The organism is Alphaproteobacteria bacterium (genome assembly GCA_035625915.1).
In the GTDB taxonomy this organism is placed as follows: Bacteria; Pseudomonadota; Alphaproteobacteria; order JACZXZ01; family JACZXZ01; genus DATDHA01.
In genome coordinates, this window is the sequence record DASPOR010000022.1 from 1 (window position 1) to 24,084 (window position 24,084).

General features: G+C 60.1%; 22 protein-coding genes. 9 read left to right on the forward strand and 13 right to left on the reverse strand.

Annotation, left to right across the window (positions count from 1 at the left end):
• Positions 1 to 731: HlyD family type I secretion periplasmic adaptor subunit (locus VEJ16_01990; GenBank protein HYB08424.1), on the forward strand; the 731-nt coding region annotated here is incomplete at its 5' end.
• 378 nt (positions 732 to 1,109) lie between these two features.
• Here the strand turns inward: VEJ16_01990 and VEJ16_01995 are convergent.
• Positions 1,110 to 1,508: a hypothetical protein gene (locus VEJ16_01995; GenBank protein HYB08425.1), complete on the reverse strand. Its 399-nt coding sequence runs from the start codon at positions 1,506 to 1,508 to the stop codon at positions 1,110 to 1,112.
• A gap of 800 nt (positions 1,509 to 2,308) precedes the next feature.
• Between VEJ16_01995 and VEJ16_02000 the strand changes: the two genes are divergently transcribed.
• Positions 2,309 to 2,746 (forward strand): transglutaminase-like cysteine peptidase, encoded by a 438-nt coding sequence (locus tag VEJ16_02000; GenBank protein HYB08426.1) that lies wholly within the window; start codon positions 2,309 to 2,311, stop codon positions 2,744 to 2,746.
• A 206-nt stretch (positions 2,747 to 2,952) separates the two neighbouring features.
• On the opposite strand, the gene VEJ16_02005 is transcribed toward VEJ16_02000, so the two are convergent.
• The 6 genes from VEJ16_02005 to VEJ16_02030 all read right to left on the reverse strand — a co-directional run bounded on the left by VEJ16_02005 (position 2,953) and on the right by VEJ16_02030 (position 10,409).
• Positions 2,953 to 3,447, reverse strand: a complete 495-nt coding sequence (locus VEJ16_02005; protein ID HYB08427.1) for an SRPBCC domain-containing protein — start codon at positions 3,445 to 3,447, stop codon at positions 2,953 to 2,955.
• The gene (locus VEJ16_02010; GenBank protein HYB08428.1) at positions 3,410 to 3,784 is read right to left on the reverse strand and encodes a metalloregulator ArsR/SmtB family transcription factor; all 375 of its coding nucleotides are present in this window, start codon (positions 3,782 to 3,784) and stop codon (positions 3,410 to 3,412) included. The genes VEJ16_02005 and VEJ16_02010 overlap by 38 nt, the downstream gene beginning before the upstream one ends.
• A 102-nt stretch (positions 3,785 to 3,886) precedes the next feature.
• A complete protein-coding gene (locus VEJ16_02015; GenBank protein HYB08429.1) occupies positions 3,887 to 6,976 on the reverse strand; it encodes an efflux RND transporter permease subunit in 3,090 nt (1,029 codons plus the stop codon).
• Positions 6,977 to 6,991: 15 nt separating this feature from the next.
• A complete protein-coding gene (locus tag VEJ16_02020; GenBank protein ID HYB08430.1) occupies positions 6,992 to 8,122 on the reverse strand; it encodes an efflux RND transporter periplasmic adaptor subunit in 1,131 nt (376 codons plus the stop codon).
• A 62-nt stretch (positions 8,123 to 8,184) separates the two neighbouring features.
• A complete protein-coding gene (locus VEJ16_02025; protein HYB08431.1) occupies positions 8,185 to 9,690 on the reverse strand; it encodes an efflux transporter outer membrane subunit in 1,506 nt (501 codons plus the stop codon).
• A gap of 32 nt (positions 9,691 to 9,722) precedes the next feature.
• Positions 9,723 to 10,409: a CerR family C-terminal domain-containing protein gene (locus VEJ16_02030; GenBank protein HYB08432.1), complete on the reverse strand. Its 687-nt coding sequence runs from the start codon at positions 10,407 to 10,409 to the stop codon at positions 9,723 to 9,725.
• 401 nt (positions 10,410 to 10,810) lie between these two features.
• On the opposite strand from VEJ16_02030, the gene VEJ16_02035 reads away from it, so the two are divergent.
• The 3 genes from VEJ16_02035 (at position 10,811) to VEJ16_02045 (ending at position 12,972) form a co-directional block, all read left to right on the forward strand.
• A complete protein-coding gene (locus VEJ16_02035; protein ID HYB08433.1) occupies positions 10,811 to 11,308 on the forward strand; it encodes a hypothetical protein in 498 nt (165 codons plus the stop codon).
• A gap of 142 nt (positions 11,309 to 11,450) precedes the next feature.
• Positions 11,451 to 12,308 (forward strand): amino acid ABC transporter substrate-binding protein, encoded by an 858-nt coding sequence (locus VEJ16_02040; GenBank protein ID HYB08434.1) that lies wholly within the window; start codon positions 11,451 to 11,453, stop codon positions 12,306 to 12,308.
• A 52-nt stretch (positions 12,309 to 12,360) separates the two neighbouring features.
• Positions 12,361 to 12,972 carry a hypothetical protein gene (locus VEJ16_02045; GenBank protein ID HYB08435.1) on the forward strand — a complete coding sequence of 204 codons (612 nt, stop codon included), beginning with the start codon at positions 12,361 to 12,363 and terminating at the stop codon, positions 12,970 to 12,972.
• A gap of 55 nt (positions 12,973 to 13,027) precedes the next feature.
• Here VEJ16_02045 and VEJ16_02050 read toward each other — a convergent pair whose 3' ends face one another.
• From VEJ16_02050 to VEJ16_02065, 4 genes are read right to left on the reverse strand one after another with little or no spacing between them, the layout of a single operon-like run.
• The gene (locus VEJ16_02050) at positions 13,028 to 13,690 is read right to left on the reverse strand and encodes a PqiC family protein (GenBank protein HYB08436.1); all 663 of its coding nucleotides are present in this window, start codon (positions 13,688 to 13,690) and stop codon (positions 13,028 to 13,030) included.
• Positions 13,687 to 14,682: an MlaD family protein gene (locus tag VEJ16_02055; protein HYB08437.1), complete on the reverse strand. Its 996-nt coding sequence runs from the start codon at positions 14,680 to 14,682 to the stop codon at positions 13,687 to 13,689. Before VEJ16_02055 ends, VEJ16_02050 begins: the two co-directional genes overlap by 4 nt.
• 27 nt (positions 14,683 to 14,709) lie before the next feature.
• On the reverse strand, positions 14,710 to 15,486 hold the full coding sequence (locus VEJ16_02060) for an ATP-binding cassette domain-containing protein (GenBank protein ID HYB08438.1): 777 nt from the start codon (positions 15,484 to 15,486) through the stop codon (positions 14,710 to 14,712).
• Positions 15,487 to 15,499: 13 nt separating this feature from the next.
• Complete coding sequence (locus VEJ16_02065; GenBank protein HYB08439.1) at positions 15,500 to 16,630, reverse strand: ABC transporter permease; 1,131 nt, start codon at positions 16,628 to 16,630, stop codon at positions 15,500 to 15,502.
• A gap of 1,005 nt (positions 16,631 to 17,635) precedes the next feature.
• On the opposite strand from VEJ16_02065, the gene VEJ16_02070 reads away from it, so the two are divergent.
• The 4 genes from VEJ16_02070 (at position 17,636) to VEJ16_02085 (ending at position 22,184) form a co-directional block, all read left to right on the forward strand.
• Positions 17,636 to 18,883, forward strand: a complete 1,248-nt coding sequence (locus tag VEJ16_02070; GenBank protein HYB08440.1) for an HlyD family efflux transporter periplasmic adaptor subunit — start codon at positions 17,636 to 17,638, stop codon at positions 18,881 to 18,883.
• Positions 18,880 to 21,021, forward strand: a complete 2,142-nt coding sequence (locus VEJ16_02075) for a peptidase domain-containing ABC transporter (protein ID HYB08441.1) — start codon at positions 18,880 to 18,882, stop codon at positions 21,019 to 21,021. The genes VEJ16_02070 and VEJ16_02075 overlap by 4 nt, the downstream gene beginning before the upstream one ends.
• Before the next feature lie 159 nt (positions 21,022 to 21,180).
• A complete protein-coding gene (locus tag VEJ16_02080; protein ID HYB08442.1) occupies positions 21,181 to 21,936 on the forward strand; it encodes a hypothetical protein in 756 nt (251 codons plus the stop codon).
• Positions 21,933 to 22,184 carry a hypothetical protein gene (locus VEJ16_02085; protein HYB08443.1) on the forward strand — a complete coding sequence of 84 codons (252 nt, stop codon included), beginning with the start codon at positions 21,933 to 21,935 and terminating at the stop codon, positions 22,182 to 22,184. The genes VEJ16_02080 and VEJ16_02085 overlap by 4 nt, the downstream gene beginning before the upstream one ends.
• 54 nt (positions 22,185 to 22,238) lie before the next feature.
• Here VEJ16_02085 and pgaD read toward each other — a convergent pair whose 3' ends face one another.
• Both pgaD and pgaC read right to left on the reverse strand, forming a co-directional pair.
• Positions 22,239 to 22,727 carry a poly-beta-1,6-N-acetyl-D-glucosamine biosynthesis protein PgaD gene (pgaD, locus tag VEJ16_02090; GenBank protein HYB08444.1) on the reverse strand — a complete coding sequence of 163 codons (489 nt, stop codon included), beginning with the start codon at positions 22,725 to 22,727 and terminating at the stop codon, positions 22,239 to 22,241.
• Complete coding sequence (pgaC, locus tag VEJ16_02095) at positions 22,724 to 23,986, reverse strand: poly-beta-1,6-N-acetyl-D-glucosamine synthase (GenBank protein HYB08445.1); 1,263 nt, start codon at positions 23,984 to 23,986, stop codon at positions 22,724 to 22,726. Before pgaC ends, pgaD begins: the two co-directional genes overlap by 4 nt.
• Positions 23,987 to 24,084: the final 98 nt, after the last annotated feature.

Here is a 24,084-nt window from a genome sequence, read left to right on the forward strand (position 1 = left end):
CGGCACCCCTTGTCGAGAAAGGGTCGGCCCCGCGTATCGAACTGATCCGCCTCGACCGCACCATCGCCGATCTCGAAGGCCAGCTCTCCTCGACCCGGATCTCGATCCCCCGCGCCGAGGCAGCACGGGATGAAATCAAGCGCAAGATCGACGAGAAGATCGCGACCTTCCGCTCCGATACGAGTGCGGATTTGGCAAAGCGCCGGTCCGACCTCATGGCGGTCACGGAGAAAATCACGGCAGAACAGGATCGCGTGACCCGCACGGAAGTGCGCTCGCCCGTCCGCGGCACGATCAAGGAAATCAAGATCAACACGATCGGCGGCGTCATTCGCCCCGGTGCCGACCTTGTGGAGATCGTCCCCCTCGAGGACACTTTGCTTGTCGAGGCCAAGGTGCGCCCCTCCGACATCGCCTTTCTCCGGCCCGGTCAATCGGCCATGGTGAAGATCAGCGCCTACGATTTCTCGATCTATGGCGGCCTCAAGGCGCATCTCGAGCAGATCAGCGCCGACGCCATCCAGGAGGAACGGGGCGATGGCAAGGGTGGAAGCTTTTTCCGTGTGACGCTTCGCACGGACAAGAACCACCTGGGGAGCGAACAGAACCCGCTGCCGATCATTCCGGGCATGACGGCGAGTGCGGAAATCCTCACCGGGCAGAAGAGCGTGCTCGACTATCTCCTGAAGCCCGTCCTCAAGGCGCGCGATCGCGCCCTGCACGAGCGTTGAAACCGCTAGGAGAGGCCTCTCATCCTTCGAGACGGGACCTTCGGTCCCTCCTCAGGATGAGGACCATTTTTCACAGCACTTCCTCATCCTGGGGGCCAAGGCGAGCGGCAGCGAGCGTCTCGAAGGATGAGGACCATTTTTCACAGTACTTCCTCGTCCTTCGGGATGGGACCTTCAGTCCCTCCTCAGGATGAGGAAAATCTATTTACCGCAGTCCCTCATCCTGAGGAGCGAGCGACTGCGAGTATCTCGAAGGATGAGGTCAATCGCTGCGGCGCTTGGAAAGAATGCGCAGGGCGTCAAGGTCGCCTCGGATCAAGGCTTCTTTCTTCGCCCGTCGCCATCCCTTGAGTTGCCTTTCGGCCTCGATGGCGTCGGTTATGCGATCGAATTCCCAATGGAACACGAGTTCGACCGGCCGGCGTCGAAGCGTATATCGTTGAGATCGAGCGATTGAAGCAAATCGGCGATCGAAAGGCTAACGCCGTCCGGCAAGGTAACAAGCGTCGAGCCGTCCGGGCTCGAGCCATTTGGAAACCCTTGCAATATGAGCGTTCCGCCGTTCGGAAAATCGAAAACTAAGTCGCCACGAATAGCGTGCGAGGGAACGTCTAGCGGGTTGAACTCGAAGACAAGTTCCTGACCGGGCGCAATGTCGACGGTGAGATGCTCGTTCGCCGCTGGCGCCTTGACGACCATCGGAGAGGGGCCGGATTGAGTTGCAGAGGTTGCCGCAACTTGAATCGTCGGGTCAGTAAGTCCTGCAGAATCCAACATTGTCATCTCTAATATTAGGTAACGCAAAGGTGGCATCTCTATGAGACGACTCACCCCAAGATAGTATTCCACAGGCTATATCAGCATGCAAATGTATTTTGCAAAACCCCCGCGCCATTACTTTGCTATACTGAGCTCCTCTCAGGATTACGACGTAGATCAAATATAAGTATTATTTAATTTTAAGAATAAATGACGCAAAAACATCGAGTTCGCCAGAGTGCCGGGCGAGGCCCCGGGCCGGATCGTGCGGGCCGCTTGGTGGTGACAAGTCGGTAAGTGCATCCTCTCTAAGGGCAGGTGCGATCGAAGCAGGCGACCGAATCTTGTCCTGGCAAGGGGCCGCCATGTCGAAGCCGCCCAAGGCGTCCCGAGGCGATACTATGGACAGGTCATCGGACGATGTGTCAAAACCTCGCAGCGACGCGTGCGTTCGCTGCAATGAGATGTGGGCTCAGGGCCGGGCGGGGCCGGCGAAACGGGCCTCGCATATCGACCGCAACGATGGACTATCGGGCAGGCCTGCAACTGTGCTGAATGTGCCGCGAACCTCGGTAATCCTCGCAACCGCGCTCCTGTCTGCGACAGGGGCAAGTGGCGGCGAATTCAACGGACCGACCGTCCGCGCATCATCACAAGCAAGCTTTCTCGTAGCACCCACGGTCCATTCGACGAATATGGCACGGTTCGAGAAATGGCGCGATTTGCTTGCGCGATGGGCGCGTGAGCAACGTCTCGCGGCGACAACGTGTGCTGCCAGCAATTCTGTCAATTGTGTGCCGCCGGAATGGCAGCGCTTATTGAAGGATTTGGCGCAGCTCTCCGACCGGGAGAAGCTGGAGCGTGTCAATTCCGCGCTCAATCGCCATCCCTACGTTTCCTCCTATCAGAACTGGGGCGAAGTCAATTACTGGGAAACGCCGTTCGAGTTCCTGCGCAGAAACGGACAGTGTCAAGACTACTCGGTCGCCAAGTTCATGATGCTGCGGGCCACGGGATTTCCAAACGAGCGCCTTCGAATCGTCATTGTGCACGACGACGAGCGGCAACTCGACCACGCCGTTCTGATCGCCTACGTTGACGGCGAAGCCTTGCTTCTCGATAACCAGTTTACAAGTGTGGTGCCGGCCGCAAAAGTTCGCCGATATCGCCCCTACTATTCGATCAATGAAACGGGGTGGTGGCTCTACATCGCCGAATCGAACGACCGTGGACATGGGGCTCGGGGCTTGGACTAGTGCGGTGGATTTGAAGTTCCTAGCATTTTGGTCGCATCCGCGTTTAGGAACTTCAAATCCGAATACCACACGAGATACAATATATTCCTCGTGTGGCTTTGAATCCGAAGTTCGCTCACGGCCCCGGCCCCTAATGTGGCGAATTTCGGATCCGCCACGCGAGCCGTTGGCGGATGATGCCGCGAGGGCCTTAACCCGCGACCCGTTCATATCCTTCCAGGTTTGCCGGCAAGGACGTCCGCGAGCTTGTCAAACGAGCCACTCCAGCCGTGATCGTGGCTATCGCGCGACTCTTTCGTTTCAAACCGGCCATGGCGAATCGTCATCTCCGTTTTCCGGCCGATCGCTCGGCACGTGATCTCTGCCACCGACTCGTGGCCGCTGCGGTGCCCATGCCCGTCTTCCTCCCATGCCCAGGTGAAGACGAGCCGTTCGGGGAATATGATCTCGCGGTAAACGCCGCTCACCGTATAGACCTTGCCCGACTCGTCGTGCATCCGAATGCGGTAGGATCCGCCCGGCCGTGCATCCATTCTCACCACCTCCGCCTTGATGCTGCGCGGCCCGATCCAGCGCGCGATACGCTCAGGTTCAATCCAGCTTCGAAACACTTCCCCGGGTGGTGCATCGAACACTCGCGTCAACTCGAGCGAAAGGGCTTGATCAGCTTCCGCGGCGCTGGGCTTGCTTGGACTTGCCATGGATCTTCTCCCTGGATTTGCGCGAACCGCGAAGCTGCCGGTCGAGCCGATCGAACCTCTCGTTCCAGAAGCGGCGATAGAAGGCGATCCATTCGGCCGCCTCACTCAGTGCATGCGCGTTGAGACGACACCGTCGATGCTGCCCGTCACGCGTACGAACGATCAGCGCCGCGCGCTCAAGCACCTTCAAATGGCGCGAGACCGCGGGAAGGGAGATGGCGAACGGCGCTGCAAGTTCGTTGACCGTCGCCTCGCCGAGTGCAAGCCGGGCGAGTATCGCGCGACGCGTCGGATCGGCAAGGGCGGCGAAAGTGCCGTTGAGATTCGATGCGTCTATCACTTGTTTTATCCGTTAATTAACGCATATGTTAATTAACGCCGCGACAGTCTCTGGTCAAGTGCGGACGAGTATTTGCGCCAGCGCGAACCGAGGGTCAGTTCAAGCCTTGTGGGGTGCCGGGCGCCTCAAGTCTTCCTTTTCTTGGGACCGGACCGAGTGATCCCCTGCAATCATCAAGTAGACCGCTGGCACCACGAAGAGCGTGAAAAGGGTGCCGATCGCAAGGCCGCTCGCAATCACGAGTCCCATGTCGAAACGGGATACGGCACCCGCACCGCTCGCGACGATTAGCGGCACGACGCCGAGTACCATCGCCGCAGTCGTCATCAGGATCGGTCGCAAGCGAATGCTGGCGGCCGCCTCAATCGCTTCGCGCTTCGATTTGCCTTGCCGCTGCAATTCATTGGCAAACTCGACGATCAAGATGCCGTGCTTGCTGATGAGGCCCATCAGCGTGACGAGTCCGACTTCGGTGTAAATGTTGAGGCTCGCCCCGCCGATCCCGAGACTTATGAAAATAAGCGCCCCCGCGATCGACATGGGCACCGAGACGAGGATGATAAGCGGATCGCGGAAGCTTTCGAAAAGGGCCGCGAGGGAGAGGAAAATAATAATCAGGGCGAATGCGAACGTCGTAACGAAACCGCTCGACTCCTGAACGTATTGCCGCGTCAGGCCGCCGTAATCGATCGAATAACCCTGGGGCAACGTCTTCGCGGCGAGGGCGCGGAGATAGGCAAGCGCATCGCCCAGTGCCACGCCCGGAGTGGCGACACCTTGGATCGTCGCGTCGTTGATCTGCTGAAAATGATTGAGCGACTCAGGCTCGGTCTTCGTGGTGATACGCGCGACGGTGGAGAGTGGCACCGGGATGCCGTTCACCGAGCCAATATAGTAATCGAGAAGTTGATCCGTGTTGAGGCGGTAGCGCTGCTGCACCTGCGGTATCACCTTATAGGAACGTTGATCGAGCGCGAAGTAATTGATGTAGCCGCCACCCAGCATCGACGTCATCGCACCGCCCACGTCGCTCATCTTCATCCCGAGTTGCGCCGTCTTGTCGCGATCGATCTCGACGGTCGACTCGGGCTGATCGAGCTTCAAATCGCTGTCGAGAAAAATGAACATTCCACTTTTGACCGCCTCTTGAAGGAATTGCTGCGCAACGTCGTTCAATTGCCCAAAGGGCTCGGTCGTACCGATGACAAACTGGACCGGTAGTCCCTGGCTGCCGGGAAGCGGTGCCGGCTGGAAGGCGACCACCCGCACACCTGCCACTTCGCGGCTTAATTGGGTCTGGAGGCTTGGTTGGATGTCATTTGAGCTGCGCGTGCGCTGGTCCCACGGTTTGAATACCATGCCGCCGATCGACTGGCCCGGCACGTCGATTTGGAAAACGTGGTCCATCTCCGGATATTGAGTGAAAATCTCGTAAAGTTGCCGCGCATAAAGCTGGCGCTGTTGCAGCGTCGCCGTCGGGGGTGCAATGGATTGGGTAATGATGACCCCCTGGTCCTCCTGCGGGGCGAGTTCCGTCTTGGCACTCGAATAGAGGAAATAGATGCTGGATAGCACGATCGCGGCGAATAGGCCCGTAACCGGCAGATAATTCAAGCTGCCGTGGAGCCAACGCTCGTAAGGCCGGCGTACCTCCTCGAATCTGCGGTCGATGAAATCGATCAGCCGATCCTGCCAGCCCCGATCATCCAATGAATGCTGTTTCAGCAAACGCGAACACATCATCGGCGAAAGCGTGAGCGCTATGATTGCCGAGACCGTGACTGCGCCCACGAGCGTGAAGGCGAATTCGGTAAAGAGGGCACCCGTCAAGCCCCCCTGAAAGCCGACCGGAACGTAAACCGCGACGAGCACAACCGTCATGGCGATGATCGGCCCACCGAGCTCGCGAGCGGCCAGGATCCCCGCGTCGATAGGCTTCATGCCTTCATCGAGATGCCGATTGACATTTTCGACGACGATGATCGCGTCGTCCACCACGAGGCCGATCGCCAGGACCAAGGCGAGCAACGTCAAGAGATTTATCGAGAAGCCGAATATCAGCATCATCGTGAAGGTGCCGACCAGAGACAGCGGAATGGCAATGGTCGGAATGAGGACCGAGCGCGGAGAGCCCAGGAACGCAAACACGACGAATGTCACGATCAAGAGCGCCTCGATGAGCGTGCGCACGACTTCGTTGATCGCGCTGTTCACGAATGCGGTCGAGTCGTAGACGATCTCTCCATTCAGGCCCTGCGGCAGCTGCGACTGTATCTCCGGGAATATCTTGCGCACACCCTTGATGACGTCGAGGAGATTGGCGGCCGGCGCCACTTGGATGCCGATATAGACCGCCTTCTTCCCATCGAAGCCGACTTCCGTCTCGTAGTCCTCCGCTCCCAACGTCACCTTGGCGACGTCCTTGAGGCGCACGATCGCATCGCTCGAGTGCTTGATTATCAGGTTCCTGAACTGCTCGACCGAATGCAGGCTCGTAGAGGCGGACAGGTTGACCTGCACCATCTGCCCCTTAGTATTGCCGAGGCCGGAGATATAGTCGTTTTCGCTCAGCGCTTGGCTGACATCGGCGGCGGAAAGGCCGTAAGCGGCGAGCTTGGCGGGATCGAGCCATGCACGAAGTGCAAAATTCTTGGCGCCGAGAATTTCTGCAGTCTGCACGCCCTCGACCGCCTGCAATTTCGGCTGCACAACGCGAACCAAATAGTCGGTGATCTGATTCGCGGCGAGCACGTCGCTGTTGAAGCCGATATACATCGCGTCGATGGTCTGGCCCACCTTCACGCTCAGCACCGGCTGCTGCGATCCCGCCGGCAATTGGTTGAGCACCGAATTCACTTTGGTGTTGATTTCGGTGAGTGCTTTGTCGGCGTCGTAGTTCAGGCGCAGGTACACGGTGATTGTGCTGACGCTCAACTGACTCGTCGAACTCATGTAGTCAATGCCGTTCGCCTGCGCGATCGCCGTCTCGAGCGGCGTCGTAATGAAACCCGCAATCACCTCGGGGTCGGCGCCGTAATAGGTCGTGCTGATGGTGACGACGGCATTTTCCGTGCGCGGATACTGCAGGATCGGCAGCAGTGCGGCCGAGCGCAACCCCAGCACGAGGATCATCAGGCTTACGACCGACGCCAAGACGGGCCGGCGGATGAAAATGTCCGTGAATTTCATCGGGGTCGCTCCGCCTTATTGATCGACCGGCAAGGGATTGGCGTCGGCCGTCGGCTTGATCGTATTGTCGATGAGGACGGGCGCTCCATTGCGCAACTTGTTCTGGCCGGCGCTGACGACCATCTCTCCTTCCTTCACGCCACTCGTGACGGCAACCTGATCGCCACGGGTAGCACCCGTTGTAACGAATGTCTGGCGTGCGACAAGCTGCTGTTGGCCGTTAGCTCCCTTGCCTTTGTCGTCGACCACATAAACGGTGCTGCCATAGGGATTGTAGGTAATGGCGGTCAGCGGCAGGGTGACGTAGCGTTTCGGCGCGCCGATATCGATGCTCACCGACGCGAACATTCCCGGCAGCAGGCTGTGGTCGGCGTTGCCGAGAGTGGCGCGGACTTGAACATTGCGCGTACTCGAATCGACCTTTGGGTTGACTGCGGTGATCGTGCCGGGGAATTTCTGATTCGGGTAGGTGTCGACCGATGCCTCGAGGGATTGGCCAACCTTGATCTGATCGAGGTCCTGTTGGGGGAGATAGAAGTCGACGTAAATCGGATCGAGGGACTGAAGCGTGACGATCGTCGTACCCGCGGCAAGATATTCGCCGAGGTCCACTTGTCGAATGCCGAGCCGGCCGGCGAAGGGAGCACGAATGAATTTATAATCGACCGTCGCCTGCTGCTGGGCGACCTGAGCCTCGAGGCTCTTGAGCGTCTGCTCGTCGGTATCGACGGTTTGCTGGCTCACCGCCTGCGCCTTCAACTGACGCAGGTCCCGCTCGTAGGTGATCTTTGCGAGCGCTGCGTTGGCCTTCAGCGATTGCAGCTTGGCGAGATCATCCGCCGAGGTCAACTCGACGAGCAAAGTGCCCTCCTTGACGTCGGCCCCGGACTCGAAGTGGATCGCCGATACGTTGCCGGAGACTTGGGAGCTAAGATCGGCGCCATTCACGGCGCGCAGGGTGCCCACGGAGTCGACGTGCGCCTGCCAGCCCTGCTCGGTTGCTGGCGTGGCCGATACGGTCTGCAGGGGCGCTCCCTGTGACGCGAAGTATTGCTTGATCTTGTAGTTCTTGAACGCCTGGAAGCCGAAAATGCCGCTGAGCACCAATCCGACCACGATCAGCATCACGATCATGCGCTTCGCCATCGCCTCAATCTCCGTTTCTCGCTATCGCACCATCTCGCTTCGCCGTCATCGGATTCGAAATACTAGGGGCCGATCTCAACGAACGTTTCAGGTGCTCCGTAATCCGGCGGCAAGTCCTTGCGGTTCCACCAACCGCCGCCAAGAGCCACGAACAGGGCAGCCGTGTCCGCGTATCGGCTGGCCTGCGCTTGCACGAGACCGATCCTCGCTTGTTGGTACGTTTGCTCGGTCGTGAGCAACGAGAGGTACGTGATGGCACCTGCCTGATACTGCGTGCGCGTTATGGCGAGGCTGTCGGCGGCCGCGCGCACCGCAGCGAGCTGTGCATTCACGGCGTTTGCATCGGATTCGAGTGCGCGCAAAGTGTCCGCGACGTTCTGGAAGGCGGAGAGCACCGTGCTGCGATAAATGGCGTCCGATGCGTCGAATGCAGCGACCGCAGCGCGTTTCTTGTGAAGCAAGGTGTCAGCGTCGAAAATTGTCTGAGTGGCGCTGCCCGCGATGTTCCAAATGGCGGTGCCGCTCGAAAACAGGCCGCCGAATCCGGTGGCACTGCTGCCGAGCTGGCCCGTGATGTCGAACTGCGGGAATTGATTTGCCGTGGCAACGCCGATTGAAGCGCTCGCCGCGTGCAGCTCCGATTCCGCAGCACGCACGTCCGGGCGTTGCTCGACAAGTTTCGATGGCAGGCTGACCGGGAGTTCTTGCGGCAATTGCAGCGAAGCAATGTCGAACTTTTCGTTTATGACTTCGTTGGGAAACCGGCCGATCAAATTTGCGAGCAGGTCGCGCTGTTGGGCCAATTGCTTCTCCAACGGCGGCAAGGTCGCACGCGTCTGCGCGAGTGTCGCCGCTTGGGCAAGTACAGCGACCTTGGAGGTGCCGCCAAGTTCGAATTGATGCTGCAGCACGTCGAGCTCCTGGGATTCGATCTCGATGATGTCCTGGGTCGCCGCGATCTGATCCCGCAGGGAGGCTTCTTCGATTGCCGCCGCGACGACGTTCGACGTGAGAGTGAGATATGCGGCCTCCAGCTCGAACGCGTCCATTTCCGCTTGGGCTTGGAGCGATTCGACCTGCCGTCGCGTGCCGCCCCAGACATCGACCGCGTAGGAGACATTCACCGACGCGGTAACAAGGTTGAATGCCGGAATATTGGCCGGCACGCCAAACGATTCGCCCGAGATCTTCGAGTGCTGAGGCGTGAAGTTGACGCTCAAGGTTGGAAAGAGAGCGCCCTCCTCTGCATAAACGTTTTCTTGCGCCTCGCGCAGCGTTGCCTCCGCGGACTGTAACGAAGGATTCGCCTTGAGCGCACGATCGATCAAGGTATTGAGCGCTTCGGAGCGGAAGAGCGTCCACCACTGACCCGAGATGTCGCGGCCCTCGACGAAATGTTGGGCCTCGCCGCCATGCACGTCGGACGAAGCGGTGGCGACGGGCAACGGCTCCGGCGTGTAGCCCGCCCCTTGGGGAGCCGGCGGGCGCGTGAAGTCCGGGCCGAGCTCGCATCCCGCCGCGACACTGGTCGCAGCGATCGCCGCGATGAACGCAACGCCGCGGCGCAATGTATCGATCCTATGAGGGCGGTTGCCCGTCGTCATCGCCTGGAACCTTCGACCGAAAAAATTGCCTCCGCATGCCGTCGCACGATCTTCTGGATCGCCGCGATCCGGTACTCGCCAAAGTCGGACCATCCGAGGGCGCGGCGCGTTGCCTTGTTGCAGAAGATCACGACCTGACCGATCATCGCGATTGTTCGAAGGACGACTTGCTCGTCGTCCACGGAGAGCGCCAAGAGGCGCGCTATCAGCATCGCGCACGGCTCGAAGATCTGTTTTTTCCCCCTTTCGTGCAGCGGATCGAGTGCGGCTGTCTCCTCGACCTCCGAGCGCGCCCAGAGAAGCCGCCGGCTTTGCTGATGCTCCTTGTCGAACACGACCAGGACGAAGGCATCGAGCATTTCGCACAAGTGATCCAGGAGTTCCCTCGGCGATGGTTCGCCGCCGTCAAGAAGAGTACGCACGCGCTCGGCGATTGGATTCATGCGCGTTTCCATTTGCCGAACCATGTAGTCAATGACCGCGCGGTAGAGACCCTCCTTGCTGCCGAAGTAGTACTGGATGGCCGGGAGGTTTACGCCTGCCCGTTCGGCCAGCGTGCGTGTGCTCGCACCGTCGTATCCCTCGACTGCAAAGATCTCGATCGCGGCGTCGAGAATCCGACGACGCGTGTCCTCACCCCGTTGATAAGTGCCTGGGCGATAATGCCGTTCGACGTTGCTCATCCCATCCTTCCCCGAAAGCCCGGTGCTTTATTCCATACAAGTGATAATGTCAATCGATAGATAATATTTCAAAAAGACCCTAACGCACTGCACCGGCCTGCGAATGCGCTAAAATAAATTGTGTCAAATCATACGCTTATGAAATTCGATCCCGACACACCGGCGACGTGGGCTCGCACCGGAGGCGGGCCGCGAACTTTAATAGCGATTCACGCAGCGATCGCGTGACCGATTTGAATCAACAGCCACCCGGCCGCCCGTGATACATTTCCCATACGGTCACTGGGGAAACCGGATACCTGCCAGCACAGGCCTTTAGGTACCTCCGATGGAATGGATAGGGCGGGCGCCCCTCGGTTCAGGGGATCCGCCAAACGGGCTTCGCAGCACTTGGAGGGACGATGAGAACCAAACTCGTCATGCTCGCCACGTCACTTGCGTTAGTTGCCGCGCTGTCTGCATGTGACACGGGCTCCACCAGTTCCAACACACCAGAAGGGCAACTGATGCAGGCCCGCGAGAGGCTGAGTGCCGATCTCAAGCAGTGCACGGCCGAGCATGGATACGATCCAGAGAATACCGCCAGCATCCCGGAGAATGCACTTGCTCCGCACGAGCTAGAATGGCGTCAATGCGCCTATTCTGCCGTGCGGAATTACGAGCAATCCAATCCCTCTTTGAGCGTGCTTTACGAACAGCTTATTTCCGAGGACATGCGTATGACGCAGGCGATCCAGCAGGGGACGATGACGCGTAGCCAAAGGCGCGAGCGGATCGACGCCTTGGTGGATCAGATCAGGCTCGCGGAACAGAAACAGGTGACGAGCACCACGGCGGCGGCGCAACAGCAAAATGAACAGGTACGCCGCGTCGTTTCGGGTATCAGAGGGCTCCACTAACCGCTGAAGGGCCCGCGCCTGCCTTTGCGCCATGCAACGAGGGGGCGGCCGGATGATCTCGCATCGGACGTCGATCCGAAGTGGCGAGGGTGTTGAAACTGTGCTTTCATGCCAAGCGCGGTGAAGCGGACGGGGGGCTGTCATGCGTGTCATCCGAATCGCGATTGCGTGCGCTGCGATGTGCGTTCTATCGCCCGTGTTGCACGCCCATGCTCAAACTCTCGACAAGATCAAGACGAGTGGTGCGGTTCTTGTCGGCTATCGCACCGATGCACCGCCCTTTTCCTCGGGGGCCGGTGCCGAGCCCCAGGGCTTTTCCATCGATTTATGCAATCGGGTTGTCGTCGAGCTGAAGCTCGCGCTCAAAATGGACAACCTCCAGGTGAAGTACGTGCCGGTCGATGCTGAAACGCGTTTCAGCAAGCTCGAGTCCGGCGAGATCGACATCGAATGTGGGGCGACGACCCGCACGCTCTCCCGCGAGACCCGCTTCGACTTCAGCTTATTCACGTTCCTCACGGGAACCGAGATGCTCGTGCGGCTCGATTCCAATATTCGTGCGCCCTCGGACCTCGCGGGCAAGAAGATCGCCGTCCTGCCGGGCACGACGACCGAGAAGGTTATGAAAGACGTGCTCAAGCAGTTGCTGGTCAATGCCGATATCGTGCCGGTCAAGAGTCACGAAGACGGCATCGCCGCCATCACCGACGGACGGGCGGATGGCTATGCCTCGGATCAGGTGCTGCTGATCGGCCTTGCCAAGAAGTCGAAGGATCCGAGTCTTTACCGGATGTCGGGCACGTTCTATTCCTACGAGCCTTACGCATTGATGATTCGTAAGAACGACGCCGATTTTCGGGTTGTGGCGGATCGCGCGCTCGCCCAAACCTACAAGTCCGGACAGATATGGGAAATCTACAAGCGCTGGTTCGGCGAGTGGAACGTCAAGCCGGGTCCAGCACTAATGGCGCTCTATGCGTTGCAGTCGCTCTCCGAGTGACCGCCAGGGGTGGTCGGTTCAGCCGTTTGTTCGAATGTGACACTCTCCGAAAATGAGCGGTGAGCACGTACCTGCCGAAGCAAATTCAACGACCGGTGCGGCGGGCGAACAGACACGCATGCACCGCGTCGAGCAAAGGGTGGTCCATGAGGTAAAGCAATTCGCGGCAATGTTTCTTTACCTCTTTGTCTTGCTTGGCCTCTTCACCCTCCACGAATCGCTTGTCCTGGCGCAACATGAAATCAGCTTTACCCATTATGGGTTCGCCGCGATCAACGCCCTCATTCTGGCCAAAGTGATGCTTGTTGCGGAGGATCTGCGCCTGGGGCGCCGGATCGAGCGGTGGCGCGTGATTTATTCGATCGTTTTGAAGTCCCTTTTGTTCGCCGCCCTTTTCATTTGCTTTCACGTTATCGAAGAAACGATTGTCGGCCTCTTCGACGGAAAGACGATCGCCGATAGCATACCGAGTTTCGGCGGTGCGAGGGGTGGTCTCTTTCGCGTGGCCATCATGGCCATAATCATGACCTTCGCCCTGATGCCCTATTTCGCGTACACACAGGTTGCGCGCGCCATCGGCAGGGACAAATTGCACGCCATCCTTCTAAGTCGCTACGCGGAGCGCGGCAACGAACGACCCGAGGCGCGGTCGCCGCCACGCTGATCGGGAGATTTCGGGGCGACCGTCTCCTCTTGCCACGCTGTCGGTTGCGGCGCTGTTATTTAGTCGCCTTCGGCGGCGCCTTGGTCGTGCGTGGCGTCGCCAGATTTTCCCGAATCGCTGCTGCGATATCGTGGCAGAGTGCTTCAAGGGCGCTGCTCATTGCCGCGGCATCGCTGTCGTAGTCCGAACCCGACGTCGGGCGGCTGATGCGCGAGGTCTGCATCGTGAGAAGGTTGTTGCCGTCCTGGCTGAACAGGCTCCACCGTGCGACGAGTTGGACGGCGCCGCTTTGATCGCGCTCGAACGCCGCAATCTCGATTTCCACCAAATAATCGAGCGAAATCGACCGTCCGGTCTGTGTTGTGGTCAATCGGTCCGTCGGAACCATGAGGGCCAAATTCTCCCCGACGACGCGCGTGATCTCCGAGCCAAGGGGGCCCGCCCAGCGGTCGTATTCGGCGCGGACGACTTCGTTTCCGGCTCCCCGCGTCGTGATACCCGCCTGGTCGAGATAGGCGGGAAGCGACACGGGCGAGACGCCGATGAGGGGGCCGTGCTGCGCCTGGCCCACGCCGGTCGCTGAAGCGGTCGACGCGGCGTTCAACACATAATAGTGGTTGGGTGGGTTGGGGCCACCCAAGCCGCCGCAAGCGCCCAGGCCGATGAGAAGAACGCCCGCCGCGAAGGACCACATCCACGTGCCGCAATGGGCCTTCATCTCCTGCCTCCCGACTTGCCGAACAGGATCGAATCCGGATTTTTTTCGAGGTCGTCGGCGAGGGCGCGCACCGAGCGCGACACGGCGGCGATCTCTCTTAATGCGTTGATTAGTTCGGTATGGAGCGGTGAGCCCGGCCGTATTGTTTCCATCGCCGCCGCCGCCAGATCGTCGAGCCGTTTCGCGGCTCCGCGCAGGTCGTCGATCAAGGGACGTGCCGCGACGACCGTCCGGTCGGTGTCTTGGAACATACGATCGGCGCTCACGAGTGCCGGGTCGGCCGTATCCATGGTCTGCACAAAGCTCGACGTTATCCTGTCGGCGTCCCGCTCGATCGCCTTCATAAGCTCCTGGGCGTCGATCATCACGGCGGCCGGATCGCCGGCCTTTACCTGCTGATCGACGTCTTGGACGAGCTGGCGCAGATCGGACACAAGTTCGGGGATCTTGGCGCTGGCGAGCGAGTTCAATACGTCGGCGATGCTCTTCTTGAGCTCCGAAAACTCCGACGGTGCCGTTGGAATTTCCAAATATCCTTGGTCGATCGCACCCGCTTGCACTGGCGCGCCCGGCTGGAACGAGAGTTCCACCACCAGCTTCCCGGTCACCAGACTCTGCGCCGCGAGCTGGGCGCGCAAACCACGCTCCACGAGCGTCTGGAGCCTCTCCTCCCGGTGGAATATCGACACCTTGGGGCCGCCAACGACCGTCCATTCCTCGGGATCGAGCTCGGCATAGACCGGGACGTTCACATTCAAGTCTTTCGCGTTAAATTGGATGATGACTTTCGTGACGGTGCCGATCCGCACGCCGCGAAAATTCACGGCGGCACCGACGTCAAGACCGCTCATATCGTCATGGAAGTACATGACGATGGGAATGCGCGCGGCAAAAAACTGGAAGCTGCCGAAGGCAACGATCATCGCGACGAACAGAAACACGCCGCCGATGACGAAGGCACCAATCAGTTTCGGATTTGCTCGGCTCGCCATGATGCCCCTCGAATTGCAGCCGCAACGTTAGGTGCTCGCCTGATTTTCGCCCCGGCGCAGGAATCGCTGCACCCTCTCGTCCCGGCTCTCGGCCAAAAGCTTCTTCGGATCGCCCTCCGCGATCATCGTCTTGGTGTCCGGGTCGAGGAATACTGAATTATTGCCGATGGCGAAGATGCTCGCGAGCTCGTGGGTCACGACGACGACCGTAGCACCGAGACTGTCCCGGAGTTGAAGGATCAAATCGTCGAGCAGGCGCGAGCTGATCGGATCGAGGCCGGCCGACGGTTCGTCGAAGAAGAGGAATTCGGGGTCGAGCGCCATGGCGCGGGCAAGGCCAGCGCGCTTTTGCATGCCCCCACTGATCTCCGATGGATAGTAATCCTCGAAGCCCGACAATCCGACGAGTGCCAACTTGGCGGACGCCAAATCGCGGATCGCGACGCGCGAGAGATCGGTGTAGGCCTCGAGCGGCAAGGCGATATTCTCGGCGAGCGTCATCGAGCTCCAAAGAGCGCCCTGCTGATAGAGCACGCCGACGCGCCGCAGCAGCGCCTGTCGTTTGTCTTCCTCGGCGTCCCACAGGCTTTGACTGCCATAGATGATCCTACCGCGGGCTGGATAGATGAGCCCGATCATGTGCCGCAGCAACGTGCTCTTGCCGCACCCGCTTCCACCCATGATGATGAAGATGTCGCGCTTGTTAATGACGAAATTCAGGTTCCTTTGGATGACGAAGGTGCCAAAAGCCATATCGAGATTCTCGATGACGATTGCGGGGGATGCGGCTTCCGGATGGGACATGGGAGGCAGAGCCCTATATGCCGAGAATGTCGGTGACCACCGCGAAGATTCCGTCCGTGACGACGATCGCGACGATGGCGGTCACGACCGCCGAGGTCGCCGCGTTGCCGACCGAGGAGGCGCTGCGGCCGCATTCCATGCCGCGCATGCAACCCGCGACGGCGATCAGCACGCCGAAGACGCAGCCTTTCACGAGACCGACCGCGAAATCGCCGACGGACAACGCCGCGCGCGTTTCGGTGATGTATTGCAGGACCGGAATGTCGAGCATGGTGACGCCGACGATCCCGCCACCCACAATGCCGAGGAGATCGGCATAAAGGCACAGGAACGGCATCATGACGACCAATGCCAGGACCCGTGGCGTCACGAGAAAATCGAGTGGGGAGAAGCCGAATGTGCTGAGCGCGTCGATTTCCTCGTTGACCTGCATGGTGCCGAGCTGGGCCGCGAACGCGGCCCCCGTTCGGCCCGCCATGATGATCGCCGTCATCATGGCGCCCATTTCCCGGACCGTGGCGATGCCCACGAGATCGGCCACGTAGATCTGGGCGCCGAATTGCCGGAGTTGCACAGCGCCTACGAATGCGAGGATGAGGCCAACGAGCACGCTGATGAGCGAGACGATCGGCAGCGCCTTCGCACCGCAATCCTGAACGATCTCGAGGAAATCGGAGCGGCGGAATTTCGCCTTCCCGCCCAGCAAGCGCAACATGCCGAGCGTTTGGTCGCCGATGAAGCCGATCATCCGGCCGAGTTCCCGCCATGCGGCGATCGCCGCGTTGCCGGCTTCGACCAAAATCGACTGAGCCACGGTCGTTCTTCGAGCACCCTTTCGTTCCGGCACCGCCTGGGCGAGCTTGAGGAGATTTCGCGCGCCCTCCGGCAACCCCGTCAGGTTCAATTCGATCTTGCGCTCCTTCGTCAAGGCGACGAGCTTGAGAAGGAAGGGCAGGATGCCGCCGTCCCATGCGGCGAGTTTAGAGCTGTCGAAGCCGATCTGACGAACCGCACCCGAGCCGATCTGCTTTTCGACTTCGCCAGCACTCGGCACGTGATCGATGGCACGCCAGCTACCGGCAAGCGCGAGGACGAGGGCACCAGCCCCATCTTGCGCGAACTTGATCTCAGCGTTCTCCGCCATCGCGGTCCTCCGACTTAGATCCTAGGACGACACATCGGCGCTGCGAGGGCCTTCGAGGACTGGCGACGCGCGAGCGAAAGTGCTGCGGTTCCGTCGCGACTCATCGCGCAATGCGGATTGTCGCTCGCAAAGGCGATCCTGGCAGCGATGGAACGGCCCGGCGCCGCGTTGCGCGTCAAAAGTCCACCCCCGGAGAAGTTTACCTGAACATTCTCTACTATGAAGGGGCATCGATTTGAATCGAGGCGCCTATGACGCGCGTCCATCGAGGCTCCCGACCCTCGATCCGGGGGCGTCACGAGGATCCACGTCTTTTCCCGAAATCAGAAAGATGTGAATGGCCGGGTCCAGGCCCGGCCATGACGAAAAAGGGAATGGCCATGACGGCCGGGATGATACCGAATGACAAAAAAGCCCGGCTGAGCCGGGCTTCCGTTCCGCTGCGGCCTTCGGCAACGCTCTCCATTCTGGATGAGCGCCGCCGAATGCCGCACCGCACGCCCTAATTCTTCTCAGGCGTCGGATGAATCTCCGGCATTCAGTGCGGATGAATTGGCGGCATTTTAGGGAGGACAGAACCAGGGGGATTCGGGCATGGGCAACCCGGTACCTGACCCCCAACATTTTTGCAATTAGGGCAGCCGCCAGCGACGAGTTCGATTTCGGCGTCGGTGAGTTCCACAACGCCCAGGTCGTTTCTATCGTTCATGAGTTGCTCCCTTCGTTGATTGGTCGTCTGACGCGGACATTGTGCGTCGTCCGATGGGGACAACATTTAGCAAATACACGAAAAGAATTCTAGCGAGAATGGCAATATAATTTGAGTTGCACGAACGAATCGTGAAGGATTATTCTTAGAGAGCCCAAGGAAAAATAAATATTAGAGAAAATGTATATTAGAACATTATTCAACCAGTTCCGATTTGTCCAAATTTACTTGGGCGGCTCGCGGGTTACGGGACGAACTGCGCCGACCTTTATCCCGAGCAGGCGGGTTGCCCCCCCATGACACTCTCGCTCTTCCGGCAAGAAGCCATTGACCATCAGCGCCTGCGCCTGCATGGCGAGGTCCTTGTCTATCAGCCGGTCTCCCAGCGCATCCTTGCGTGGCTGCTCATCGCAACGGTCGCCGCCATCGTGAGCTATCTCTTCTGGGGCGAATATGCGCGCAAGGAAACCGTTCAAGGGTTTCTCGTGCCGAGCGGCGGCGTGGTGCAAGTCTATGCCCGGGCCGCGGGCACCATCACCGAGGTGAACGTCGTCGAAAATCAAATCGTGAAGAAGAACGACCCGCTTCTCAGCGTGCTCGTCGAGCAATCGACCGAGGAAGGCGGGCGCGCCGATACCAACACGCTCGACGTGATCGCGCGGCAGAAGAAGGAAATCGAGTCCCAGATCAACTTCGCGCAATCGAACGCGAACGCCGAGCGCCAGGGCCTCACGACGGAGGTCGAAAGTCTCAACCGCGAAATCGAGCAGCTCGAGCGCCAACGCGCCATCCAGACTTACTTGGGCGAGCTTTCGAGCAAGGACGTGGAAGCGGCGGAAGTACTGATGAAAAAGGGATTTCTTGCCGAAAATGAATACCGACGCCGACGCGAGGCTTTTCTCCAAAGCGCTCAACGCAAGTCCGAGCTCGGACAGCAAATCGTGGCGCGCCAATACGATCTCGCTCAGGCGCGCAACAAGCTCGCGCAACTCACGGTCAACGCCGCCGACAGCATATCCAAGCTCCGCGCGTCGCTGCTGGAGATCGACCAGCGCGCGACCGAGATCGAGGGACGCCGGGCCTATGTGGTGCGCGCACCCGTCGACGGCCGGGTGTCCTCACTTCAGGTCTCGGTCGGGGGGGCCGCCGACGGGAGAGTGCCGGTCATGGCGATCCTGCCCTCCGGCAGCAGGCTCCAAGCCGAGATATATATCCCCTCCCGCGCGATCGGCTTCGTGAAGCCGAACCAAGAAGTGCGTCTTCTCTATGAAGCATTCCCGCACGAGCGATTCGGCGCCTATATCGGCCACGTCGAAACCGTGTCGAAGACCATTCTCGCCCCGGGCGACGTGTCGGCAATCCTCGGGCTCAGGGAACCCGTGTATCGCGCGGTCGTCGCCCTCGATTCCCAGACGATCGACGCCGAAGGCGATGCAATCCAGTTGCAGGCGGGCGAGCAACTCAGCGCCAATATCATTCTGGACCGGCGCAAGCTGATCGGGTGGATCCTGTCGCCGCTTGCTCGGCTCGGGCGCGCGCTATGAGCGCTCCTTCGGTTCTCAATCTTCTCGAATTCGTCTTCCCGAAGCGGGTACCGGTCATCCTCCAGAGCGAGGCGACCGAATGCGGGCTCGCCTGCCTCGCGATGATCGCGTCCTATCACGGGCTCAAGACCGACTTGCACGGGATGCGCCAGCGCGTATCGATATCGCTCACCGGCACGACGCTCAAAGGCATCATGGCAGCCGGGAGTGCGATGGACCTTGCCTGTCGCCCGCTTCGGCTCGAGCTTGAAGCGCTCGGCCGCATCCGGCGCCCGGCGATTCTTCACTGGGACATGAACCATTTCGTCGTGCTGACCAAGGTGTCGGGCGAAAAGGTGCGCATCAACGATCCGGCCGTCGGCGAACGCGAACTCTCGATTGCCGAGGTCTCGGCACATTTCAGCGGCGTGGCACTCGAGCTGATGCCCACACCAAATTTTCGCAAGCGAGATGAAACCGAACGCATGCGGATCGCCGACGTCGTCGGCAACCCAAAAGGCCTCATTCCCGTCCTCTTCCAGATTTTCCTGCTATCCGTCGTTCTCCAGCTCGTCGCGATCGCGGGCCCCTTTTACAACCAGATCGTCGTCGACGAGGTGTTGACCCGCTTCGACGCCAACCTACTCCCCGTGCTCGCCATCGGATTCGGCATCCTCAAGCTGATCAACATGGCGACCTCGGCGCTGCGCTCCTACATCCAGCTCTATCTCGGTAGCACGATCGGCTATCAGCTCGAAGTCAACCTGTTCAGCCATCTCATGCGGCTGCCGATGCCGTTCTTCGAAAAGCGCCACATCGGCGACATCGTTTCCCGCTTCGCTTCGACCGACCCGATCAATCAGTTGCTGACGCACGGGATCGTGGGATCGATCGTCGACGGCCTGCTCGCGATCACCACGCTCGTGCTGATCTTCTATTATAGCCTGACGCTCGCCCTCGTCGTGGTCGGGGCACTTTTCCTTTACAGCCTCTACCGGGTCGTCCGTTACCGTTACCTGCGCCTCCAGTCGCAAGAGCAAATCCAAGCCAAGGCGAAGGAAAGCACGAATTTCCAGGAAAACGTGCGCGCCGCGCGCGCCATCAAAATCTTCAGCCGCGAGGTCGAGCGCCAGAGCATTTGGCAAAACCTCTATTCCGCGACGGTGAATATCGGTTTTCGCGTCAATCGCGCGAATATCCTTTTCACGATGGCGAACGATCTTTTCTTCGGCATCGAGGAGATTCTCGTGATCTATCTCGCGGCACGGATGATCCTCGACGGATCCTTCACCATCGGCATGATGTTCGCCTTTCTTTCCTACCGCGACTTTTTCGTATCGAAATCGCTGAGCGTCGTTCAGACGATCATCGATTTCAGGATGCTCGACATTCACTTGAGCCGCCTTGCCGACATCGGTCTCACGGCCAAGGAGAAGGGCATCGAAGCGCCCGCGGTCCGGCGCAACATCGCCGGCGCCGTTGCACTCTCGGACGTTTCCTTCCGCTACGGCGACACGGAGCCGTTCATCTTCGAGAATTTGTCGTTCGCCGTCGAACCCGGCGAATGCGTGGCGATCACGGGTCCGTCGGGCTGCGGCAAGACCACGATGATGAAGGTCATGCTGGGCCTGGTGCCGCCGACGAGCGGCCATCTTCTTATCGACGGGCAGCCCCTCAGCATGATCGGCCTACAGACCTTTCGCCACGCCGCCAGCGCCGTGATGCAGGACGATCACATGATGTCGGGAAGCGTCGCCGACAATATAGCCTTCTTCGACCCGGACATGGATTTCGAACGCATCCAGCAGTGCGCGCAAATCGCCGCCGTCCACGACGACATCATGCGCATGCCGATGGGCTACAACACGCTCACGGGCGACATGGGCACCGTGCTCTCCGGCGGGCAGAAGCAGCGCATCCTGCTTGCGCGAGCCCTCTATGCGCGGCCGAAAATCCTGATGCTCGACGAGGGTACAGCACACCTCGACCTTCATACCGAAAAGATCGTGAACGATGCGGTCGCATCGCTCAACATGACCCGTATCATCATTGCGCATCGGCCCCATACGATTGCCTCCGCCGACCGGATCGTTCGCCTCGAGCATGGCACGATCAGGCCCGTGACGCTGGACCCGTTGGTTTTAACGTCGTTCGGCTGAGACTTCCGCCGGTTCGGCCTGTCCTTCAGTACAGCTCCGTCACACAACTATGTCGGCACGCATCGGCGCCTGATGAAGCGAGATCGTGCGGGTGGCGTCGGTTAGTGCTACATGACTTCGATCTTGCGATGTGTTCAGCATGCGTTGGGGAGTGGCTACATGGAACCGGCCTCCTGGGCCGTGGCAGCGCCGGCGATCGGGGCTGCATTTGCGGCATCCCTCGTCGAAGTGGTTGAGGCATTCACCATCGTGCTTGCGGTCGGCACGATCCAGGGCTGGCGGCCCGCGATACTGGGAAGCATCAGCGCACTCGCCTTTCTCGCGGCCCTTATCCTTGCGCTCGGTCCAATGCTGGATCGTGTGCCGCTCCACTTGCTCCAACTTGCCATTGGCATCCTGCTTTTGCTGTTCGGCATGCGATGGCTTTGCAAGGCCATATTGCGTGCAGCGGGCGTCGTGGCGCTCCACGACGAGATCGCCGCGTTCGATGCGGAGGCGAGGCATCTCCAGGATCAGGCTCAACGTCGTCAAGACCGGCTCGATTGGATCGCCGGCGTTACGGCGTTCAAGGCCGTGGCTCTTGAGGGGGTCGAAGTCGTCTTCATTGTCATCGCCGTGGGGGCTGGCCGCGGCCTGCTATGGCCGGCGAGCCTTGGGGCAATCGCCGCTTTCGTGCTGGTGCTTGCGGTCGGCGTCGCCATTCACCGCCCGCTTGCACGGGTTCCGGAAAATTCCCTCAAATTCGGCGTCGGTGTGATGTTGTCCTCTTTCGGCGTGTTCTGGACTGGAGAGGGACTCGGCATCGACTGGCCCGGCCACGACCTCGCCCTGCTCACCTTCGTGGCCGCGTTCCTCCTTGTCGGACTTCTCGCGACCCTCCAAGCGCGGCGGATCGCCGCAAGGCACGCGGCATGAGCCTGCCCCGCACGGTGATGCGCGAGGTCGTCGGTCTCTTTGTGGGGGATCAGTTCATCGCGGCGGCGACCATCGCCGTCGTCGGTATCGTCGCCATTCTTGCCAAAGCGACGGCAGCGCCCACGATGGTCACTGGAGGTTCTCTGCTCGGCGGATGCCTTGGCGCTCTCGCAGTGGGCGTGTGGCGTGCGGCGCGCCCGCGAAAGAGCCCATCGCCCTCGATCTCCAACCGGGAGAAGGAAAGATAGGATCAAGAGCGAAGCACGCGCTTCGCATCGGGCGCGGCCGGCATCGAATTGCGTCTAATTTGCCCGAACCGATTCTGATGCACTTTGCGATCCAGCACGGACCGAAGGGCGCCCCCGCTCATCCAGTTCGACGATTGCTGTGGGCAGCTTGCGCCAAGCAAGAAGATCCGCTTCGCTCGACCCTGCATGCCGCGCTTCCTCGGCTAGAGTCAGCGGCGGAGGCTGAGGCTTGGTTATGTTCTGGCGAGCCCGTTTCAGCGCCACGAAGCCCCACGCGAGCAACCACAAGCCGAGGACGATGGCGACGACGAGGTAGGGCTGGAGTCGGCTCCACCAAAGCGCCCAATTCAGATCGGGCGCCCCGAGATCGTGCCCGAAGAGATCGGTGATGATGTCGAGGACCACATGGATGCCGTGTCGCAGAAGATAGAGAAACAATATCCACATGCCCACGGTAAGGAGCCGATCGCGCCATACGATAAGCCTCGGCTCCTTCGCATCCGTGATGATCGGCGGCCAGGGCGGTCGCATCTCGCCGCTCATCGCAAACCCCTGTCGGGACTGACCCAGGTCGTGCGTGCGGCACGCTTGAGCATGGCCGCGCGCGGGAGTGCCACCGCAGCCGTCAGGGCGCTGAGCGCCCAGAAAGCAAGCGGGTACCAGATGATCCAGAAGAGCGAGCGCATTATGCCAGGCTCGAAGCGGCGCTCGATCGTCGTGCTGACGATTGCTTGCACCAGGTAGGTGAGGCAAAGCGTCAAGCCGTACCATTCGGGAATGAGCGAGAAGGTTGGCACCCGCGTCAATACGGGCAAGCCGACGCCGTGCAAGGTGCCGAGAAAAGTCGTCAGGATAATGCAATAGGACCAAAGCACGCTGAGGGCCGCATTGAGGTATACAGGCAGAAGGCTGGGTGCTACCCCTCGCATCATCGGCACGAAATTGTCGATCAGCATCTGTCCGCCGCCTTCCGCCCAGCGAAGCCTCTGCCGCCACAAGCCGCGCAGCGTCTCGGGCATCAAGATCCACACCACGGCATTGGGCGCGTAGGTGATGCGCCAGCCCGCCACCTGGATTCGCCACGTCACGTCAACATCGTCCGTCAAGGTATGCGGAGACCACCAGCCCGCGTCCGCGAGCGCACGTTTGCGGAAAGCGCAAATGACGCCCGAGACCGTAAAGAGGCGCGCATAGGTCGCCTGGGCGCGCTTGATCAGTCCCACGATCGAGGAAAACTCGCCAACCTGCAGGCGCCCCAGGATGCTCGTGCGATTGCGAATGCGCGGATTGCCGGTCAAGCCCCCGAGGTGCGGCAAACGAAAATGCCACGCGATCCATCGCAGCGCATGTGGATCGAGCAGCGCGTCCCCATCGATCAGGACGAGCAACTCGTGGCGCGCAAGCATCGCGCCAATATTCATCGCCGTGGCCTTGCCTTGGTTCTTTTCGAGATGCGCGACGCGCATATGCTGCATCCGTGCCGCTAGGCCTTCGAGGATGGCGCCCGTATTGTCGCGGCTGCCGTCGTTTACGGCGACGATCTCGAAATCCGGATAGTCGACATTGGCGAGGGCCGCGAACGTCTCGTCGGCGGTATCGCCTTCATTATGGCAGGGAACCACAATGCTGATCGGCGGATAATGCGGCAGTGCAGGCGGCCGCTCCAACGGCGGATAGTGATGCTCGACCCCGACCCAAAACAGGAAGGCGCCGATCATCCAGTAGAACGCCATCACGAAGGGATAGCCGAAGCAGAAAACCGGCACGATTTCGAGCAAGAGCACTGTGGAATCGGTTTCCACGTTCGTCTCTCACGGAAGAGGCGGGAAGATTCCCGCGGGGGTTGGACAGCGCTTGGTGCAACGCCGCCGGAGCACAATGATAGGCATAAGTCAGCTTG